16 protein-coding genes are annotated in these 18404 nt (G+C 71.5%); 4 read left to right on the top strand and 12 right to left on the bottom strand.

Translation table 11 applies throughout. The annotated features are described in order from the left end of the window. Nucleotide 1 precedes the first annotated feature (1 nt). A complete protein-coding gene (locus ACFU7D_RS01515) occupies nt 2–592 on the top strand; it encodes a PadR family transcriptional regulator (RefSeq protein ID WP_378862368.1) in 591 nt (196 codons plus the stop codon). Here the strand turns inward: ACFU7D_RS01515 and ACFU7D_RS01510 are convergent, their stop codons facing one another. From ACFU7D_RS01510 to ACFU7D_RS01495, 4 genes are read right to left on the bottom strand one after another with little or no spacing between them, the layout of a single operon-like run. Next, complete coding sequence (locus ACFU7D_RS01510; RefSeq protein WP_378862365.1) at nt 593–1201, bottom strand: MBL fold metallo-hydrolase; 609 nt, start codon at nt 1199–1201, stop codon at nt 593–595. Then, a complete protein-coding gene (locus ACFU7D_RS01505; protein ID WP_378862362.1) occupies nt 1201–2301 on the bottom strand; it encodes an S-(hydroxymethyl)mycothiol dehydrogenase in 1101 nt (366 codons plus the stop codon). The genes ACFU7D_RS01510 and ACFU7D_RS01505 overlap by 1 nt, the downstream gene beginning before the upstream one ends. Nucleotides 2302–2343: 42 nt before the next feature. After that, on the bottom strand, nt 2344–3390 hold the full coding sequence (locus tag ACFU7D_RS01500; RefSeq protein ID WP_378862359.1) for a 2Fe-2S iron-sulfur cluster-binding protein: 1047 nt from the start codon (nt 3388–3390) through the stop codon (nt 2344–2346). 3 nt (nt 3391–3393) lie between these two features. Further along, on the bottom strand, nt 3394–4626 hold the full coding sequence (locus ACFU7D_RS01495; RefSeq protein ID WP_378725025.1) for a cytochrome P450: 1233 nt from the start codon (nt 4624–4626) through the stop codon (nt 3394–3396). Between the two features lie 140 nt (nt 4627–4766). Between ACFU7D_RS01495 and ACFU7D_RS01490 the strand changes: the two genes are divergently transcribed. Then, a complete protein-coding gene (locus ACFU7D_RS01490; RefSeq protein ID WP_378862355.1) occupies nt 4767–5705 on the top strand; it encodes an AraC family transcriptional regulator in 939 nt (312 codons plus the stop codon). A gap of 5 nt (nt 5706–5710) precedes the next feature. Here the strand turns inward: ACFU7D_RS01490 and ACFU7D_RS01485 are convergent, their stop codons facing one another. The 6 genes from ACFU7D_RS01485 to ACFU7D_RS01460 form a co-directional block, all read right to left on the bottom strand. Then, complete coding sequence (locus tag ACFU7D_RS01485) at nt 5711–6250, bottom strand: TetR/AcrR family transcriptional regulator (RefSeq protein WP_378862352.1); 540 nt, start codon at nt 6248–6250, stop codon at nt 5711–5713. Continuing rightward, nucleotides 6247–7440, bottom strand: a complete 1194-nt coding sequence (locus ACFU7D_RS01480; RefSeq protein ID WP_378862349.1) for a cytochrome P450 — start codon at nt 7438–7440, stop codon at nt 6247–6249. The genes ACFU7D_RS01485 and ACFU7D_RS01480 overlap by 4 nt, the downstream gene beginning before the upstream one ends. A gap of 24 nt (nt 7441–7464) precedes the next feature. Beyond that, nucleotides 7465–7926, bottom strand: a complete 462-nt coding sequence (locus tag ACFU7D_RS01475; protein ID WP_378862346.1) for a cupin domain-containing protein — start codon at nt 7924–7926, stop codon at nt 7465–7467. A gap of 66 nt (nt 7927–7992) precedes the next feature. Next, nucleotides 7993–10542, bottom strand: coding sequence for a LuxR C-terminal-related transcriptional regulator (locus ACFU7D_RS01470; RefSeq protein WP_378862343.1), 2550 nt, complete (start codon nt 10540–10542; stop codon nt 7993–7995). Between the two features lie 9 nt (nt 10543–10551). Then, nucleotides 10552–11505, bottom strand: coding sequence for a diacylglycerol/lipid kinase family protein (locus tag ACFU7D_RS01465; protein WP_378862341.1), 954 nt, complete (start codon nt 11503–11505; stop codon nt 10552–10554). Next, entirely contained in the window at nt 11502–13064 is a 1563-nt protein-coding gene (locus ACFU7D_RS01460) for an FAD-binding oxidoreductase (protein WP_378862338.1), read from the bottom strand. Before ACFU7D_RS01460 ends, ACFU7D_RS01465 begins: the two co-directional genes overlap by 4 nt. A 17-nt stretch (nt 13065–13081) precedes the next feature. On the opposite strand from ACFU7D_RS01460, the gene ACFU7D_RS01455 reads away from it, so the two are divergent. Together ACFU7D_RS01455 and ACFU7D_RS01450 are read left to right on the top strand one after the other, a co-directional pair. Beyond that, nucleotides 13082–13681 (top strand): TetR/AcrR family transcriptional regulator, encoded by a 600-nt coding sequence (locus ACFU7D_RS01455; RefSeq protein WP_378862335.1) that lies wholly within the window; start codon nt 13082–13084, stop codon nt 13679–13681. Beyond that, nucleotides 13678–15198: a glycerol-3-phosphate dehydrogenase/oxidase gene (locus ACFU7D_RS01450; RefSeq protein WP_378862332.1), complete on the top strand. Its 1521-nt coding sequence runs from the start codon at nt 13678–13680 to the stop codon at nt 15196–15198. The genes ACFU7D_RS01455 and ACFU7D_RS01450 overlap by 4 nt, the downstream gene beginning before the upstream one ends. A gap of 3 nt (nt 15199–15201) precedes the next feature. Here ACFU7D_RS01450 and ACFU7D_RS01445 read toward each other — a convergent pair whose 3' ends face one another. Both ACFU7D_RS01445 and ACFU7D_RS01440 read right to left on the bottom strand, forming a co-directional pair. Further along, on the bottom strand, nt 15202–15573 hold the full coding sequence (locus ACFU7D_RS01445; protein WP_378862329.1) for a DoxX family protein: 372 nt from the start codon (nt 15571–15573) through the stop codon (nt 15202–15204). A gap of 80 nt (nt 15574–15653) precedes the next feature. Further along, nucleotides 15654–18026: an arylsulfatase gene (locus tag ACFU7D_RS01440; RefSeq protein WP_378862326.1), complete on the bottom strand. Its 2373-nt coding sequence runs from the start codon at nt 18024–18026 to the stop codon at nt 15654–15656. Nucleotides 18027–18404 lie beyond the last annotated feature (378 nt).

Genomic DNA, 18404 nt, shown 5'->3' with positions numbered 1-18404 from the left:
TATGCCAGACCCAGGGGTGACCGCTTCCAACCTCGGCTTCGCAATCCTCGGCCTGCTGGCTCGGCGCGCGAGCACCGGCTACGAGGTCGCGCAGCGGATGCGCCAGCCGATCGGCTACTTCTGGACCGCCCGCCACTCCCAGATCTACCCGGAGCTGAACCGCCTCGACGCCGCCGGCCTGGTCGAGCACGAGGTCATCGAGGGCGCCGGGCCCCGACCGACGAAGCGCTACCGGATCGCCTCGGCCGGTCGGGACGCACTGGCGGCATGGGTCGTCGGCGACCTCGAGCCACAGCCGGTCCGAGACCTGGAGGTCCTCCGGCTGTGGTCCATCTGGACCGTCGAGCCCGACGCCGCCACCGAGCTGGTCGGTCGGCTCGAGGCGGTCCACCAGGGCGTCCTCGACCGCTACCTCGAGGAGCTCGCCGAGATCTCCGACGACCCGGGCGCCCGCGATCCCTCGAACCCGCTGTTCGCCAGCCGGATCACGCTCGAAGGCGGCATCCGGTCACGGCGTACGGCACTCGAGTGGTGCGCCTGGATACGCGCCGAGCTCGCGGCCGCCGAGCGACACGGGCGGCCCGGGGCCTGATCAACCCAGGCCGGAGACCTCGGCGGCGATCGTGGTGTCGTCACCGTGCCCGGTGTGAACGACCGTCTCGCCGGGAAGGGTGAACAGCTTGGCCCGGATCGACGACTCGATGGTGGGCCGGTCGCTGAAGGAGCGCCCGGTCGCCCCGGGACCGCCCTGGAACAGGGTGTCGCCGGTGAAGACGCACCCCAGCGACGGCACCGACAGACAGACCGCCCCCGGCGCGTGACCGGGCGTGTGCAGGACGGTCAGTGCGGTGTCGCCGATCTCGATGACCTGCCCGTCGGAGAGGTCCGCGTCCCACAGCTCATCGGGGTGGGTGAGCTCCCACAGCGGCCGGTCGTCGGGATGGAGCAGGATCGGGGCCCGGACGGCCTCGCGCAACGCCGGCGCCACGCGTACGTGGTCGTCATGGGCGTGGGTGCAGACGATCGCCTTCACGCGGCGACCGTCCACCACCGCCAAGATGTCCTCGACCGAGTGCGGTGCGTCGATGACCAGGCACTCCTGGTCGTCGCCGATCACCCAGACGTTGTTGTCCACCTGGTGCGTCTCGCCGTCGAGGCTGAAGGTGCCGCTCGTGACGCCGTGGTCCACGCGTACGGCCATCAGAGCACCACCACCGAGCGCAGGACCTCGCCAAGGTGCATCTTCTCGAAGGCGGCCTCGATGTCCTCGATCCCGATCTCCTCGCTCACGAAGGCGTCCAGGTCGAGACGGCCCTGACGGTAGAGGTCGACCAGCATCGGGAAGTCGCGGCTGGGGAGACAGTCGCCGTACCAGCTGGACTTGAGTGCGCCACCGCGACCGAAGACGTCCAGGAGCGGGATCTCGGGCACCGCCATGTCGGGCGTGGGCACTCCGACGAGCACGACCGTGCCCGCCAGGTCGCGGGCGTAGAAGGCCTGCTTCCAGGTCTCCGGGCGACCGACCGCCTCGACGACGATGTCGGCACCTTCGGCACCTGCGTACGTCTCCGAGCAGATCCGCCGGATCTCCTCGACCGGATCGGTCTGCGAGGAGTCCACGGTGTGGGTCGCGCCCATGGCAGCGGCGCGCTCGAGCTTCTTGGCGTCGATGTCGACGGCGATGACCGGGCTCGACCCGGCCAGCACGGCGCCGGCGATCGCTGCCACCCCGACGCCACCGCACCCGATGACGGCCACCGACCTGCCGCGGGTCGCGCCGCCGGTGTTGATGGCGGCACCGATACCGGCCATCACGCCACAGCCGAGCAGGCCGACGGCCGCGGGCCGGGCCTCCGGGTCGACCTTCGTGCACTGACCCGCCGCGACCAGGGTCTTCTCCGCGAAGGCGCCGATGCCCAGCGCGGGCGAGAGCTCGGTGCCGTCCTCGAGGGTCATCTTCTGGGTGGCGTTGAAGGTGGCGAAGCAGTACTGCGGCTCGCCTCGGTTGCACGCCCGGCAGCTGCCGCAGACCGCACGCCAGTTGAGCACCACGAAGTCACCGGGCACCACCGCGGTGACGTCGGGACCGACCGCCTCGACCACACCGGCCGCCTCGTGGCCCAGCAGGAACGGGAACTCGTCGTTGATCCCGCCCTCGCGGTAGTGCAGGTCGGTGTGACACACCCCGCACGACTGGATCTTCACCACCGCCTCACCCGGGCCGGGATCGGGCACGTTGATCGTCACCAGCTCCACCGGAGCTCCCTTGGCACGGGCGATGACGGCCTTGACCTGCTGCATTTCTCTCCTCTCGAGGCACCGGAGGCTTCCGGTTGCTCCTGATTATCCTGGGGGTTCCTGATATATCTCGGCAAGGGCCGGTCTCGGCGTCGCTGGCTCGAACTTCTCCCGGTGGATCAGCCGGGGTGCCATCCGGCGCCGCTTGAACGCCTTGACCCCGGCCTCGACCAGCGCCGGAGAGCCGCACAGCCAGCCGGACCAGCCCCGCGCGCTCGCGATGTCCTCGACGAACGCGTCGGGCGCGTAGCCGCCGCGGTGACCGGGGCGCGTCTCCCGGGACAGCACGGTCACGAAGCTGAAGCCCCGATACCTCTCGGCCAGCTCCGCGAGACGGTCGGTGTCGTAGAGGTCCGCCTCGGTGCGTACGCCGTAGTAGAGGACCGCCGTCCGATCGGGGTGGCGGGCGAGAGCCGTGCGGGCGATGCCGAGCAACGGCGCCAGACCGGTGCCGCCACCGATGAGCACCATCGGCTCGCCCTCGTCGTCGTCCGCGTCCGGCACGTGGAAGTCGCCGAGCGGACCGCACACCTCGACCCGGTCACCGACGGCGACCGGCCCGAAGAGCCACTCGCTGGCCACGCCACCGGGGACGCGGCGGACGTGGAGCTCGAGGACCTTGTCCTCCTCGGCGGTGTTGGCCAGCGAATACGGCCGGCGCTCGGCGGTACCGGGGACGAGCAGCTCGACGTACTGCCCCGCCGAGAAGGCGAGCGGCTCCTCGAGGCCGAGCAGGATCCGCCGGGTGTCCCGGGCGATGTCCTCGACCCCCACGACGGTGGCGGTGAGGTCGCGGAGCACGTGCGTCGTACGTCCCATCTCCGAGCCATGCAGCGCGACCTCGGTCTCCACGAGCGGCCGGGCCTGGCAGGCCAGCGCCAGACCGCTCGCGCGCTCGTCCGCGGTCAACGTCTCGAGCGGCGAGTCGCGGTGGTCGACCTCGCCGCACAGGACCTGCAGCTTGCAGGTGCCGCAGGTGCCCTGGTTGCAGGAGTTGGGCATCCAGACGCCGGCACGGAGGAACGCCTCCAGGATCGACTGGTCCTCGGCACACTCGACGCGGCGGCCGGAGACACTGATCGCGGCAGACACGGCTCAGACCTCCCAGGTGCCGTGCAGGCTGGTGGGGCCGCGGAATCCCCAGCCCCAGAACTCGACGCCCTCGCCGGTGTCGCGCTCCAGGTTGGGGATCGCCTCGAAGAGCTCCTCGAGCCCGATCCGCATCACCTGGTTGGCGTAGTAGATGCCGGCGCACGCGTGGTTGCCGGCACCGAAGGCGAGGTGCGGCAGCGGCGGCCGGTGCAGGTCGTACGCCGTGGGCGCATCGTATTTTCCGGAGTCGTGGTTCGCGGAGCCGTAGGAGAGGATCACCGGCGTCCCGGCGGGCAGGTCGATGCCGGCGACGGTGACCGGCTTGGTGCTGATCCGCGCGGTCGCCGACCAGATCGGCGAGGTCCAGCGCATGCCCTCGGAGATGGCCCGCGGCAGGAGCGAGGGGTCGTCGACGACCTCCTCCATCTGCTCGGGACGGCTGAAGAGCCCGACGAGCGTCGAGGCCATCCCGTGGCCGGGCTCCTGCATCGCACCCAGCAGGTAGACGTAGATGGTGGGGTAGATGTACGCGCGGTCGCGGGTCTTCCCCGGCGGCATGCCGTCGTGGAGCCAGTGCGAGATCGCGGTGTTCTCCGGGTGCTCGATCCACCGGTCGATCAGCGGGTCGACGACCGCCTGGATCTCGGCCCTGGCCTCGTCACCGGGGGTGAACCCGTCGGGGTTGGTGAACTCCCCGTTCTCGTCGACCGCGGCGTTGGTGAACGAGACGCTCAGCTTGTGGAACCACTCGCGGAGCTTGTCGGAGGAGACCGACTGCAGCCCCAGCAGATCGCCGAGCGAGCGTACGGAGACGGGCTCGCAGTACTCCGCGACCAGCTCGGCGCGGCCGCGGTCCTCGAACTGCTCGACGTAGTTCCGGGCGATCGGACGGACCAGGTCGTCCACCCAGCTGTCGACCTCGGCCGGCTGGAGCTGGGGCTCGACCATGCCGCGCAGGTCGGCATGGATGTCGCCGTTGACGCCGATGATCGCCGGGTGCCCGAACGTACGTCCGCCGGCAGGGGTGATCACCGCCTCGAAGTCGGGGCTGGTGGCGACCTCGCGGCAGATCTCCGCGGTGGAGGCGACATAGGAACCGAGCACCGGGACGAAGGCGAGCGGCGCCTCGCTGCGTAGGCGCTCATAGGTCGGGTAGGGGTTCCGCTCGAGCTCGGTCATCGTCACGTCGTCGAGCCAGGAGAGGTCCTGCTTGCCGGGTTGCTGCGTGGTCGTCATGGGTGCTCCTCGGGGAGTGGGAGGTTCCGAACAGGAGTCGAAAGTAGGTCGGTCCTCGCGCCCGGGCGACACGGATTGCGCGGGTTCGGCACCCTGAACGCGACCAATCTGTGACGGCCGTCTCAGGTACGCTCTGCGGCATGTCCGGTCGTAGGCGAGCCGCTCCCCGGGACTGGGGGCAGGCCTCGCGCGTCGTGGCCCAGGCGTACTTCCCGCACGAGCTCCGGCCGGTCGGCGGCGCGCACGAGCCGCGGCTGACGCTGCGTACGCTGGATCTCGGGCCGGTCCTGATCGGCCACGTCGGCTGGGGCGCGGACGTCGCGATCGAGTGCGACTACCCGAGCGCGTACGAGGTGAACATGCCGATCACCGGCCACCTGGAGAGCCGCGGCCGGTTCGGCGAGCTCACCTCGGTGGTCGGCCAGGGCACCGTCTTCCGGGCCGACACCCCGTCCCTGATCAGCCACTGGGACGCGACCTGCACCGTGCTCGGCGTGAAGTTCGACAGCGACTGGCTGGAGATCGAGACCGAGCGGATCCTGGGCACCGACCGCGTCAACGCCCGGGCCCTCCTCCCGGAGCAGCTGTCGCTGGAGTCCGGCCGCGGTCGCGCGTGGCATCACCTGACCACCAGCCTGGCCGCCAACCTGCACGACCCGGACCTCTTCGCCGACAGCGAGCTCGTACGCCGTCAGCTCGCCGGCGCGGTCGCCGCGGGCCTGATGGAGATGTGCTGCCCCGACGGCGGCGTCACCGCGGCTGCCCGGCCGCGGTCGATCCGGCGCGTGGTCGAGGCCCTCCACGACGACCCCGCCCGGGCCTGGACCGCCGCCGACATGGCCGCGCTCGCCGGCACCAGCGCCCGCCGGCTGCAGGAGGGGTTTCAGCAGTGGCTGGGGAGCACGCCCTCCCAGTATCTCCTCGACATCAGGCTCCAGCGCGCCCACGCCGACCTCACCACCGACCCTGCGCTCAGCGTCGGTGACGTCGCCGCGCGCTGGGGCTTCTCCTCCGCGAGCCGCTTCGCCGCCGCCCATCGGCGCAGGTACGGCACCGCGCCGTCGGCCGTCCGCCGCTGACGGGTCTAGCTGCTCGGCGGCACCACGAGGAACCGCTCCAGCTGGCGACGCTCTGCTTCTTCGTCGGCGCCGGGGCTGACGAGGAACGACAGGATGATGCGCAGGACCCAGTCGGCGAGGTCGGGGTCGGTGGCGCCGGCGGCGAGATAGCTCTCCGCGGATCCGCGGATGATCGGGGAGTCGTGGAGCACCTCGCGCAGCAGGGTGCTGTCACCGGCGTACCAGGCGGCGAGGTGGGGGCGCTCGCGCACGGCGGCGAGGCAGGAGATCACGGCCTCGACCACGCGACGGCGGGGATCGGACACATCGGTCGTCGCCCGGGCGACCTGCTGGGTGATGAGCCGCGCCTCGCGATGGGCGAAGGCGTGGATCAGCGCCTGCCGGTTCTCGAAGTAGCGATACAGGGTCGCCCGCGAGCAGCCGGCCGCGCGGGCCACCTCGTCCATGCCCGGCTTGTCGACGCCTCGCTCCGCGAAGAGGGCGCCCGCGGCGTCGAGGATCCGTTCGGCGGCGAGCTCGGTCCGCTCCGCCTCCAGCCAGCTCATCCGGTCACCTCGACGTGGAGGCTGACCGGCCTGCGTACGTAGCTCCCCGGCGCCCAAGCCAGGGAGTCGTGGTCGACGGTGAAGGACGGCATCCGGGTGAGTATCTCGGTGAGCGTCACCCGGCCCATCATCCGGGCGGCCGCGGCACCCAGGCAGTGATGCGCGCCGTGGGCGAAGGTCAGGATCTGCCGGGGGTTGCGGGTGACGTCGAGCTCCTCGGCGTCGGCGCCGAACGCACGCGGGTCCCGGTTCGCGGCGGCGTAGCAGAGCAGGACCTTCTTGCCCGCGGGGATCGTGGTGCCGTGGAGGGTGACGTCGCGGGTGGTCGTCCGCGCGAGTCCCTGGACAGGTGAGGTGAGCCGGAGCAGCTCCTCGACCGCGGCCGGGACGTCGTCGCGGGCGAGCTCGCGCTGGTCGGGGCGGTCCGCCAGCAGCGGCAGTCCGCCACCGAGCAGCCCGGTCGTCGTGTCGTTGCCGCCCGCGACCATGGTGAAGGCGAACGCGAGCACCCGGAGCAGGCCGGCGTCGTCGTCGGCCTCGCCGGCGGCGACGAGGTGGGAGACGGTGTCCTCGGCGGGCTCTCTCCGGCGCCGCTCGATCAGCTCGGCGAAGTAGCCCATCAGCTCGGCGGCGGCACCTGCTCCGATGCTCTCGTCCTGCGCCGCGTTGGCCGTCACGATCGCGTCGGTCCACACGTCGAACCGGCCCCAGTCCACCTCGGGCACACCGAGGTAATGGGCGACGACCATGCTCGGCAGCGGCTTGAACAGTTCCTGGACGATGTCGCCGCCCCCGGCATCCCTGACCGCGGCGATGCGCTCGATGACGAACTGCGTCACCCGAGGAGTCACGTCCTCGACCTGCTTCGGCGTGAACCCCCGGTTCACCAGCTTCCGGAAGGCCGAATGGGCCGGCGGATCGGTCATCACCATCGGCGGGTTGTCGGCCAGCCCGATCCGCTCGAGCTCGTCATGAGCCGTCGTCAGCCCTCCGGTCGAGCTGAAGGTCTCGTGGTCGCGCACCGCCGTGTAGACGTCGTCGTGCCTGGTCAGGACCCAGTAGTCGCCCCGAGCGACGTGGTGGACCGGGTCGTGCTCGCGCAGCGCGGCGTACATCGGCCACGGGTCGGCCCAGGAGGGCCCGGTCGGAGGGACGTACGCGGCGATCCCGTGAGACACATCGCTTGTCATGTCTCACAGGATCAACACAGGACGCTAGTTTGTCAACGGCTGTGTTCCCGCGAGAGCGACGCCGTGGCGCTCGGTGACCGTCAGGATCGCGGCCATCGAGTCAGCGACCGGGAGGTCCGCGGGGACGGAGGCGGCGAAGTCGGCGAAGAACTTGCCGGCGCCGTCGCCGGTGGTGATCGCGAGGGCCCGGGCCGAGTCGCCGACGACCTCGAAGGTGGCGGGGGTGCCGGCGGGGAAGACGACCAGTCCGCCGGGCTCGACGTCGTAGGACGTGTCGTCGACGTACGCCGTGATGCGGCCCTCGAGCAGGTACAGCACCCCGCTCCACGGCGAGACGTGCGGCGGCGTCATCGGGGCGGCGGGTGCGATGACCTCGAAGACCTCGAAGGCCCCCTGGGCGTCCTTGACGGTGGCCTTCGCGATGTGGTCGCCGTCGACCATCGGGGTGTGCCGGCCCTCGTCGGGCCGGACGTAGGTGGTGCTCATGACTCCTCCTTCGGTTGGGTGCTTCTCAGCATCCGCCGCTGGATCCGGAGTGGTGCGAGTAGTGCGCTACTCGACTCCGAGAGGGTCCGCCAGCGCGGCTCGCTCCGAGACTCCGAGCTTGTGGCCGACCCGGTAGAGGTGCCCCTCGACGGTGCGCACCGACAGGGTCAGTCGCGCCGCGATGTCCCTGTTCGACAACCCTCGGGCGGCCAGCGCGGCGATCTCGCGCTCGCGGGCCGTCAGCGGCAGCGGCCGGGCCGCGATCACCAGCGCCGGGGTGCGAGCACCTGACCTCTCGGCCAGCTTCGCCGCGGCGGCCGCCGCGGTCATGCCCGATCCCTGCCGTCCCGCGCGGCGCTGCACGTCGGCGGCCTGCGCCGCCGCATCGCCCGCGGCGACGAGATCACCGAGCCGGGCCCACGCATGGGCCACCCGGAGAAGCGCGTCGCCGTCCTCGTCCGCCCACGCTCGGGCGTGGACCAGGGCCGCCTCGGCGCGAGGGCACAGCCCGGCGAGCGGCGCGAGCCGGTGGGCCGGCGCCATGGTCGTGTCACCGAGCTGGACCGCGGTCTGCCAGGCCAGGACCTCGTACGCGGGCGAACCCGCCTCGCGAGCGAGGTCAGCCGTGGCGACAGCGTGCCCGATCGCCTCCGTCGTCCACCCCTCGGCCGCGGCACCCCACGCCAGCGCGAGCCGGTCGTCGGGCAGATAGAGCCGGTACGCCGGATGGTGCCCGGCAGCGATCCCGGCCAGGAGCGGCGCGGCCTCCTCAGGAAGACCGGCCTGCGCGAGGGCGGTGGCCAGCAACGTACGACACCGGAAGGCGAACTCGTGGCCCGAGCCGTCCAGCCCGGCCCACGCCTCGCGCAGCGAGACCAGTGCGTCGCGCAGCCGACCCTCGGCGAGGGCGGCGTGCCCCGCGACGACGAGTCCCATGAGCCTCGCCGGTCCGGGAAGGTCGGCCGATGCCGCTCGCATCCTCCGGGCCAGGTCCGCGCCCCGGTCGGGGGTGCCGGCGAGACGGTGCCCGAGCACCTGGAAGTCGGCGAGCCCGAAGCCGGGGATGACGGTCGGCACCCGGTCGGCGGTCAGCCCACCCACGACGGCGGCCTCGTCGAGGAGCCCGTGCTCGCCGGTGACGGCGGCCGCCGCGGATGCCGAGGTGGCGGCCAGGATGGCGGCCAGATCGTCGGGAAGCTCGCTCCGCAGCAGCTGCGGCGCACGGGCGAGCACGGTGGAGGTCTCCCCGTCCACCAGCCCCAGGACGAGCGACATGGCCGCGACGTGAGCCGGGGCGGCCCCGGTGGCCTCGGCCGCGGCCAGCGCCTGATGGGCCTCGGCGGGCCTGGCCATCGTGAAGAGCAGGTTGCCGGTGCGATGGAGCTGCACCATCGCGAGCACGCCCGGGTCGGACGCGGTGGCGACGATGTCCTCGTGGATCGCCTCGGCCTCCTCGCCCCGGCTGAGCCAGGAGAGTGCGGCGCCGTGCACGACCCTGGCGGCGAGGTCGCCGGTGGCAGCGGCCGCCCGCGCGAGTCGCTCGGCCAGCGGGAGGTCGTACATCCGGGTCGCGGCCTCGGCGGCCGCCAGGAACAGCGCCGGCTCCGGTGGCAGGTCGGAGTCGAGGGTGAGCACGGCTCTAGGGATCGGATCCGGCTCCGGGTCCAGAGTCTGTGCCACCCGGCCGCGGAGGCGGCGGGCGCGCAGCGTGCCCATCGCGGCGCGGCGTACCTCGCCGTAGAGGGGGTGCGCCAGCCGGGCGACCAGGCCGTCGGTACGCACCAGCCCACGGCTCTCCGCCTCCTCGACGTCCGCCGCAGAGGTCAGTGCGGACAGGGTCGGGACCGCCACCGGCTCAGCCAGGGCGACCATGTCGACGACGTCCTGCACCCCCGCCGCGAGGTCGCCGATCTCGCGCTCCAGCAGGCCGGCGAGCTCCGGTGAGATCGCCGGCTCGCTGGTCCAGCGCCAGATCCCGGACGCCGCCGTGAACCGTCCCGCGGACACCTCGCCGGCCAGCAGGTGCCGCAGGAACAGCGGGCTGCCCTCGGTCAGCGTCCACAGCCGGTGCGCGGACGCGGTGTCCACCGGACCGCCGAGCACCCGCGCGATCAGCTCGGTGCTCTCCTCGGCATCCAGCGGCGCCAGGTCCAGACGCGGCAGGTGCTCGTCCTTCCACAGCGACGTCACGATGTCGGGCGCAGCCTCCCCCGTACGCAGAGTGACCAGCACCGGCGCCAGCCGGCGCGCCACCACGCGATGCACCACGATCGCCGAGTGCTCGTCGAGCAGGTGGGCGTCGTCGACCGCCAGCACGAGCGGCAGCTTCTGAGTGAGCTGTTCCAGCGCCCGTCCGATCGTCTCGGCGGCCTCCCCGGGTCGCGCGTCGAGCAGCCCGGCGAACGCACCCAGCGGGAACGTCCGGGCGGCCGTACTGCCCTGGGCGAGGACGACCGTCGCTCCTCGCTCCGCGGAAGCCAGCGCCTCGCGGGCGAGCCGGGTCTTCCCCACCCCCGCCGGACCCGCAACGATGACGCCCGCCGAACCGGCCCGGATCGCCGCCGCGACCCTCCGCAGCTCCTCGTCCCGCCCGGTCAGCGGCCACAGCCGCTCCATCCCGTCAGGCTAACGACTCGGCTGCGCCGGCGCATCACTCAAAATCGTGGGCCTCAGGATGCTGAGCGCCCCCGGGAGGACCTCGATCCGTGCCGCGGAGGCCGGGCCCGCCGGAAGGTGCCCCATCGGTTCGCCATCGGCTCCCATCGGTACGGACGGGGTGCCGCTGAGCTCGACCGCGCGACCCCGCAGCACCGTCACCTCCGGAAGCGCGACATGGGAGCCGTCGTAGACCTTGGGCAGCGATCGGAGCAGCTGACGCCGAGAGGCGGCCTCGATGATCAGCACGTCGAGAAGCCCGTCGTCGACCCGGGCGGCCGGGGCGATCTTCATCCCCGAGCCGTAGTAGGCGGAGTTCGCGACGACCACGGTCGCCGCCTGGACCTCGAGGACCAACTCGTCGACGACCACCGTTCCGGAGACCGGCTTGTACGTCGCCAGCGCGTGGGCCGCGGCGTACGGATACTGCAGCCCCTTGGGGATCCGGCGGACGCGGTCCACGATCTCTCCGGCGACGGCGTCGACCCCGGCGTACACCGATCCGGCGACCACCCGGGGCGCAGAGTCGCCGAGCCTCAACGAGAGCAGGTCGACGGGGCGCGCCGTCCCGCGGAGCAGCAGGTCGGCCACCTCAGCAGCGGACGAGGGCAGCGCGAGCATGCGGGCGAAGTCGTTGCCACGGCCGGCCGGGAGGATGCCGAGCGTTCCGCCGCGGGAGGCGACCTGGCCGGCGATCGAGGACAGCATCCCGTCGCCGCCGACCGAGACCACGATCTCGCCCCGGTCCACGGCCGCCTCGACGACGTCGTGGGTCGCGCGCGGGCTCGACGAGTAGATCACCTCGACCTGCGCACCGGCATCTCGCAGGATCCGCGCCACGGGGACGACCGCGGCCGGAGCCGCGCCGCCGCCGGAGACCGGGTTGACCAGGAACGAGAACGCACGCTCACCGGCGCTGGTCACGGGATCAGCACTCCTGGGTTGAGTACGCCGGTGGGGTCGACCGCGCCCTTCAGCCCCTGCAGCATGGCGACGCCGACCGGTCCGATCTCCCGGGTCAGCCACGGCTTGTGGTCGGTGCCGACCGCGTGGTGGTGGGTGATGGTCCCGCCGGACTCGATCATGGCGTCGGAGGCGGCGGCCTTCGCGGCCAGCCACTGCGCCAACGGGTCCTCGGTCTGCCGGGCGGCGACGGTGAAGTAGAGCGAGCAGCCGGTCTCATAGACGTGCGAGATGTGGCAGAGCACGAGCGCACCCTCGCCGAGCGAGGTCTCCAGCGCGCTCTTCACGGCCCCGTAGAGCCGCTCCCGGTTGGACCAGAAGGTCGCGGTCTCCAGGGTCTCCACGAGGACACCGGCGTCGAGCATCGAGTCGCGCAGGTACGGAGCGTGGAACCGTCCCTCGGCCCAGGCCAGGCCGCGCTCCTCGCCCAGGTTCGTGCCACCCGCCGCCTCGAGCACGGCGGCCACCTCGGCGCGGCGCGCGGCGACGGAGGCCCCCTCGTGGCCGACGATCAGCACGCATCCGGTGACGCCCTCGCCACCGATGTCGCTCTGGCTCGCCAGGTTGACCATCGTCTCGGCCTCGTCCGAGAGGCGGATCACCGTCGGCAGCCCGCCGGACTGCGCCAGGGTCCGCATAGCCTCGGCGCCTTCGGCGAACGTCGCGAACGACCACGCCTCGTACGCCTTCTCCGCGGCCACCGGGCGGACCCGGACCGTGACCTCGGTGATGACGCCCAGGGTGCCTTCAGAGCCGAGCACGACCTGCCGAAGGTCGGGGCCGGCGGCGTTGGCGGGCGAGGACCCGAGCACGAGCTCGCCGATCGGGGTCGCGACCCGCAGGCCGACGACCATGTCGTCGAAGCGGCCGAAGCCCGCCGACGACTGCCCGCTGGACCGGGTCGCGGCGAAGCCGCCGATGGAGGCGTACTCGAAGGACTGCGGGAAGTGTCCGAGCGTCAGGCCGTGCTCGGCCAGGGCGGCCTCGGCCGCCGGGCCGCGCATGCCGGGCTGGAGGACGGCGGTCATCGAGACCGGGTCGACGGAGAGCAGCCGGTCGAGGCGCACCAGGTCCAGGCTGATCAGACCGGCGAAGCCGTCTCGCCGCGCGGCCAGGCCACCGGTCACGCTGGTCCCGCCCCCGAAGGGAACCACCGCGACCCGGTGCTCGACCGCCCAGGCGAGCAGCGCCTCGACGTCCTCGTGCGAGCCCGGTCGGACGACCGCGTCGGGTGCATCGGCCAGGTCCCCGGCGCGTGCCCGGAGCAGGTCAGGGGTCGACTTCCCGCGGGTGCGGAGCCGACGGGTGTCGTCGTCGGTCAGGACCTCGTCCTCACCGACCAGCGCGCGCAGCCCGTCGAGCAGGGAGGCGCTCAGGCCGGGCGCTGGGATCCGGACCTGGTCGACCGCCGGGGTGTCGCGGGTGCCGATGAAGGCGTCGACGAGGCCCTTGACCGACTCGGGCAGAGGCGCGGCGTGGGCCGGGTCGCCCCAGCGCTGAGGGTGCATCTCGAGGATCATGCGTTACAGTGTTACACATGACGTCCGAACGTAACAACGACCAGGGGCTGTCGACCGCCGACCGGCTGCTCGCGGCCGCCCGCGAGTGCGTACTCGCCGTCGGCTGGAAGCGGACGACCCTCACCGATGTCGCCCACCGGGCCGGGGTGTCCCGGATGACCGTCTATCGGACCTACCCGGACATGGCGACGCTCTTCGCCGACCTGATGACCAACGAGTCGGCCGAGCTCATCGCCACCGTCCTGCCCGACGTCGCCGAATCGGCCGGCGGACCCGAGCGGATCGCGACCGGAGTCGCGGGCGCGGTCGCCGCGGTGCGGCGCGACGAGCTGTTCCGGCGCGCCGTCGACCTCGACCCGGAGTGGCTGCTGCCCTACCTGCTCCACCGTCGCGGCCGTTCCCAGGACGCCATCCTCGACGTCCTCGTCAAGGAGATCACCCGAGCCCAGGCAGACGGCACCGTACGCACCGGCGACCCGGAGACGCTCGCCCGCGGGATCGTCCTGGCGACCCACGGCTACGCGATCTCGGTCGGCACCATGACCGACGACCGGGTCACGACCGACGCGCTCGACCAGGAGCTCATCGAGCTCGTCCGGAGGTATCTGGCACCATGACCGATCGCATCGCCCACGGCTTCGATCACCCCTCCGGTCACATCCCCGACGACGTCGACCTGGTCGTCGTCGGCCTCGGCGTCACCGGTGCCGGCGCCGCGCTCGACGCCGCCTCCCGCGGCCTCAGGGTGCTCGCGGTCGACGCGCACGACGTCGCGTTCGGCACCTCCCGCTGGTCCAGCAAGCTGGTCCACGGCGGCCTGCGCTACCTCGCCGCCCTGCAGTTCGGCATCGCCCACGAGAGCGCGGTCGAGCGCGGCATCCTGATGGAGCGCACCGCGCCCCACCTGACCCGTCCACTGCCTTGGCTGCTCCCGTTGACGAGCAACGTCTCGTTCACCCAGGCCGCCCTGGCCGCCGCCGGGTTCGGCACCGGCGACCTGCTCCGGCTCAGCGCGCGCACCAGCCGCGAGACGCTCCCGCGCCCCCGCCGAGTCACCCGCACCGAGGCCCAGCAGCTCGCGCCCGGGCTGCGTTCGGCCGGGTTGCGAGGGGGCCTGATCAACTGGGACGGGCAGCTCGAGGACGACGCCCGGCTGGTCACCTGCCTGGCGCGGACGGCGTCGTCGTACGGCGCCCACGTCCACACCCGGGTCCGCGTGCTGGAGGCCACCTCGACCCACGTGGCCCTACGCGACGAGCGCACCGGCGCCACCCGGACCGTACGCACTCGCGGGGTCGTGAACGCGACCGGCGTGTGGGCCGGCGACCTTGTCGAGGAGGTGCGGCTGCGGCCCAGCCGGGGCACCCACCTGGTGCTTCGGGCCGACAGCATCCCCGGTCTACGCACCGTGCTGACCGTTCCGGTGCCCGGCAGCACCAGCCGGTTCGTGTTCGCGATCCCGCAGCCGGAGGGCACCATCTATGTCGGCCTGACCGACGAACCGGTCGACGGCCCGATCCCGGACGTACCTCAGCCGACCGAAGGCGAGATCGGTTTCCTGCTCGACGTACTCGCGCCGGCCCTGGAGCGCCCCGTCAAGCGCTCCGACGTGGTCGGCGCCTTCGCCGGGCTCCGGCCGCTGCTGGAGGCTGACGGCTCCACCGCCGACCTCTCGCGCAAGCACGCCGTGCTCACCTCCCGCACCGGTGTCGTGACCGTCGTGGGCGGCAAGCTCACCACCTACCGGCAGATGGCCGAGGACGCGATCGACGCGACCGGTCTGACCGGCATCCCCTGCCGGACCCGGGACCTGCCGTTGCTCGGCGCCGCACCCCGCGACGTCCTCGAGCAGATCGATGAGCCCACGCGCCTGGTCCGCCGCTTCGGCACCGAGGCGAGGTCCGTCATCGATGAGGCCGTCCGGGCCACCGGTCTCCCGGAGGACGACCTGGTAACGCCCGGTCCTGGCGGCGTCACCCTGGCCGAGCTCGTCTTCGGGGTCACGCACGAGGGGGCCGCCGACCTCGACGACCTCCTCGATCGGCGTACCCGGGTCGGGCTCGTGCCCGAGGACCGGGCGGCCGCCGTGCCCCTGGCACAGCGGGCGCTCGCGCTGACCCACGCGACCTCCTAGCCGCTAGAACGGCTCGATCGCGAAACGCCCCCAGGCGACGAAGACCATCGCCGCCAGGAACACCAGGTCACCGAGCAGCTCCTTGTACTCCGCCCGCCGGATCCGCTCGGTGACCGCTCCGGCCATGTAGAGCGCCATGCACGACGCCGCGACCGGCACCAGCACCGGCGCCACGTTCACCAGCCCCGGCAGGACCAGCCCGATGCCACCGAGGACCTCCACGACGCCCATGAACCGCACGTTGCCGGGGGTGAAGTCTTCGGGCCAGTGCAGCTTCGCGGCGTACTTCTCGTAAGGCATCCTCAGCTTGACGATGCCGCCAGCGATGTAGCCGAACGCGAATACGCCGGCGACGATCCAGAGGGCGATGTTCATGTTGTCTCCAGGTCCAGTCGATTCCCGATTTCACCCTCAGACGGGACAGCTGGTGGATCTGTGACATCGCGGCGCAGCGGCTACTGGCGTGCCATGGCGATCCTGAATCGCTCTTCCGGGTCGATGTAGTGGTCGTGGACGTCGTCCCCGAGGTCGATCTGGACCCACGCGATCTTGCCCGTGAACCGGCTGGTCCGGCTGGTGTAGTCCGAGGAGACGGTCGTACCGGACTCGTAGCCGATGTCGGTGGTCTCGTCGGCCGAGAAGACCATCGGCTGGGTCGCCTCCACCCGGCCCGAGCCGACCGGCTTGCCGTCGTCGTAGAGCGTGACGCCGCCCCCTTTGGCGAGCCCACCACCGTCGTACGCGAACTCCATCCGGACCTGACGGGTCCCAGCGGCGAGCAGCGATTCCGAGACGACGCGGAACTGCTGGATGCCGAGCACGTTGTAGACGAACTTGAGCCTTCCGTCGCGGGCGAAGAACGTCCAGCCGCCGAACCGGCCGCCCTGGGCGATGATCACGCCCTCGGCACCGGTGTCGGGGATCGTCACCTCGGCGGTGACGGAGAACGACTTGTTCTTGATGCTGACCACGCTGTTCTCCGAGAGCCGGCCCATGCCGGGAAAGAAGAGCTGGGTCCTGCCATGGACGAGCGTCGGCCTGCCGGCCATGGCGGGCTCGATCCGCTCGGCGGTGCGGTCGTCCATCGGGAGCACGCCGTACTTGACGGCCTCGATCAGCCAGAGCCGCTGCAGCTGGGCCAGCTTCTCGGGGTGCTCCGCCGAGAGATCCCTCGCCTGGCTGAAGTCCGTGTCGCCGTCGTAGAGCTCCCACACGTCGTCGTCGAACGCCGGCAGGTCCCCGCCGACCATCACCCACGGGGTGCGGTGCTTGGTGACCGCGCTCCAGCCCTTGTGGTAGACGCCGCGGTTGGCGAACATCTCGAAGTACTGCAGATCGTGGCGCTCCGGCTCGTTCGCGCCGCGGAACGTGTAGAGCATGCTGGTCCCCTCCATCGGCGACTGCTGGACGCCGTTGACCATGGCCGGCTCGGGCAGTCCTGCCGCTTCGAGGATGGTCGGCGCCAGGTCGATCACGTGGGTGAACTGGGAACGCACCGAGCCCGGGTCGTCGATCCGCTCGGGCCAGTGCACGATGGTGCCGTTACGGGTCCCGCCCCAATGCGACGCGACCTGCTTGGTCCACTGCAGCGGCGAGTTCATCGCCCACGCCCAGCCGACCGAGTAGTGGTTGTAGGAGCTGGGTGAGCCGAACTCGTCCATCTTCGCCCGCATGAAGTCCGGGGTCTCCAACGCGGCCATGCCGTTGAAGTTGGCCATCTCGTTGAAGGCTCCGTTGACGGTGCCCTCGGCCGAGGCGCCGTTGTCGCCGACGATGTAGTAGACGATGGTGTTGTCGAGTACGCCGAGGTCGGCGATCGTGTCGATCACGCGGCCGACGTGGTGGTCGGTGTGCTCCAGGAAGCCGGCGTAGACCTCCATCTGACGGGCGAGCACGGGCTTGAGCTCGTCCGGCATGTCGTCCCATGCGGGGATCTCCTCGTGGCGGGCGGTCAGCTCGGCGTCGGCCGGGATGACCCCGAGCTCCTTCTGCCGCGCGAAGGTGCGCTCCCGTTGGACGTCCCAGCCGTCGTCGAACCTCCCGGCGTACTTGTCGATCCACTCCTGGGGGACGTGATGGGGAGCATGGGTCGCGCCCGGTGCGAAGTAGGCGAAGAACGGCCGGTCGGGCATCAACGCCTTCTGCTGACGGATCCAGGCACACGCGTGGTCGGCCAGGTCCTCGGTGAGGTGATAGCCCTCCTCGGCCGTCGCCGGCGGCTCGATCGGGGTGGTGCCCTCGTAGAGCGCCGGGTCCCACTGGTTGTTCTCGCCGCCGATGAATCCGTAGAACGTCTCGAACCCGCCACCGGCCGATGGCCAGGCGTCGAACGGGCCGAGCGGCGAGGTCTGCCAGACCGGGACCTCGTGGCACTTCCCGAACTGTGCCGTCGAGTACCCGTTGAGCTTGAGGGTCATCGCGAGCGGGGCCTTGGTGTTGGGCCGCACCGAGCTGTTGCCAGGCGCCGAGGTGGCCGTCTCGGTGATGCTGCCCATGCCGACGGAGTGATGATTGCGGCCGGTCAGCAGGGCCTGCCTCGTCGGGGCGCACAACGCCGTGGTGTGGAACCGGTTGTAGCGCAGGCCGTTGGCGGCCAGCCGCTCGGCGACCGGCGTGGAACAGGGCCCTCCGAACGCGCTCGATGCTCCGAAGCCGACGTCGTCGAGAAGTACGACGAGCACGTTGGGCGCGCCGTCCGGCGGGAGCAGCGGCTCGATCGGTGGGTAGGCGGTGTCGGGATCCTTGGCGTCGTACGTCGTGTGCCCCGAAGCTGGTCGGTCCGGGATCGGCAACATGGTCCGGGCGTGGGTGTCGGGACGGTTCGGCATCGCGAGCGGCTCCAATCGTTGGCGTACGTCCAGCGTCGCAATTTCCCGCCCGCGCCATATCCCCTTTACCGGGTATTCGTCGGTCTGCATCGGCTCGCTTCTCGTCCGGTCGGCTTGATCCCGTTACACCGGTCCTGCTGGTGGCTCGGTAGAAGTCGAGGATGGGTAGGCGAGAAACCACCCTTCCGACGAGCAGGTAGGTGGTTCCCGTGCGGCGTGGGCCCCGGGTACTCATGGGTTCTGAGTGTCAGTGCAAAGTCAGGCGCGCCGTGAACCCGCTTTACATAGTCGAGATGAATGTCGAAATCGCCGACGGCTCCCTCACTGGAGGCGGAACGCATCTACGACAGGTTGGTCGGGCACGCGGTTCGGTGACTG

The organism is Nocardioides sp. NPDC057577, from assembly GCF_042801335.1.
GTDB lineage: Bacteria > Actinomycetota > Actinomycetes > Propionibacteriales > Nocardioidaceae > Nocardioides.
Note: the sequence above shows the minus strand (reverse complement) of the source record. Positions and strands in the feature narration are given on the sequence as shown.

Coding starts and splice junctions, on each gene's coding strand:
- ACFU7D_RS01495 (WP_378725025.1), bottom strand. CDS start 4,626: ATGACGACCACGCAGCAACCCGGCAAGCAGGACCTCTCCTGGCTCGAC.
- ACFU7D_RS01445 (WP_378862329.1), bottom strand. CDS start 15,573: ATGAACATCGCCCTCTGGATCGTCGCCGGCGTATTCGCGTTCGGCTAC.
- ACFU7D_RS01505 (WP_378862362.1), bottom strand. CDS start 2,301: ATGCAGCAGGTCAAGGCCGTCATCGCCCGTGCCAAGGGAGCTCCGGTG.
- ACFU7D_RS01455 (WP_378862335.1), top strand. CDS start 13,082: ATGACGTCCGAACGTAACAACGACCAGGGGCTGTCGACCGCCGACCGG.
- ACFU7D_RS01475 (WP_378862346.1), bottom strand. CDS start 7,926: ATGAGCACCACCTACGTCCGGCCCGACGAGGGCCGGCACACCCCGATG.
- ACFU7D_RS01485 (WP_378862352.1), bottom strand. CDS start 6,250: ATGAGCTGGCTGGAGGCGGAGCGGACCGAGCTCGCCGCCGAACGGATC.
- ACFU7D_RS01480 (WP_378862349.1), bottom strand. CDS start 7,440: ATGACAAGCGATGTGTCTCACGGGATCGCCGCGTACGTCCCTCCGACC.
- ACFU7D_RS01510 (WP_378862365.1), bottom strand. CDS start 1,201: ATGGCCGTACGCGTGGACCACGGCGTCACGAGCGGCACCTTCAGCCTC.
- ACFU7D_RS01490 (WP_378862355.1), top strand. CDS start 4,767: ATGTCCGGTCGTAGGCGAGCCGCTCCCCGGGACTGGGGGCAGGCCTCG.
- ACFU7D_RS01450 (WP_378862332.1), top strand. CDS start 13,678: ATGACCGATCGCATCGCCCACGGCTTCGATCACCCCTCCGGTCACATC.
- ACFU7D_RS01440 (WP_378862326.1), bottom strand. CDS start 18,026: ATGCCGAACCGTCCCGACACCCACGCCCGGACCATGTTGCCGATCCCG.
- ACFU7D_RS01470 (WP_378862343.1), bottom strand. CDS start 10,542: ATGGAGCGGCTGTGGCCGCTGACCGGGCGGGACGAGGAGCTGCGGAGG.
- ACFU7D_RS01515 (WP_378862368.1), top strand. CDS start 2: ATGCCAGACCCAGGGGTGACCGCTTCCAACCTCGGCTTCGCAATCCTC.
- ACFU7D_RS01460 (WP_378862338.1), bottom strand. CDS start 13,064: ATGATCCTCGAGATGCACCCTCAGCGCTGGGGCGACCCGGCCCACGCC.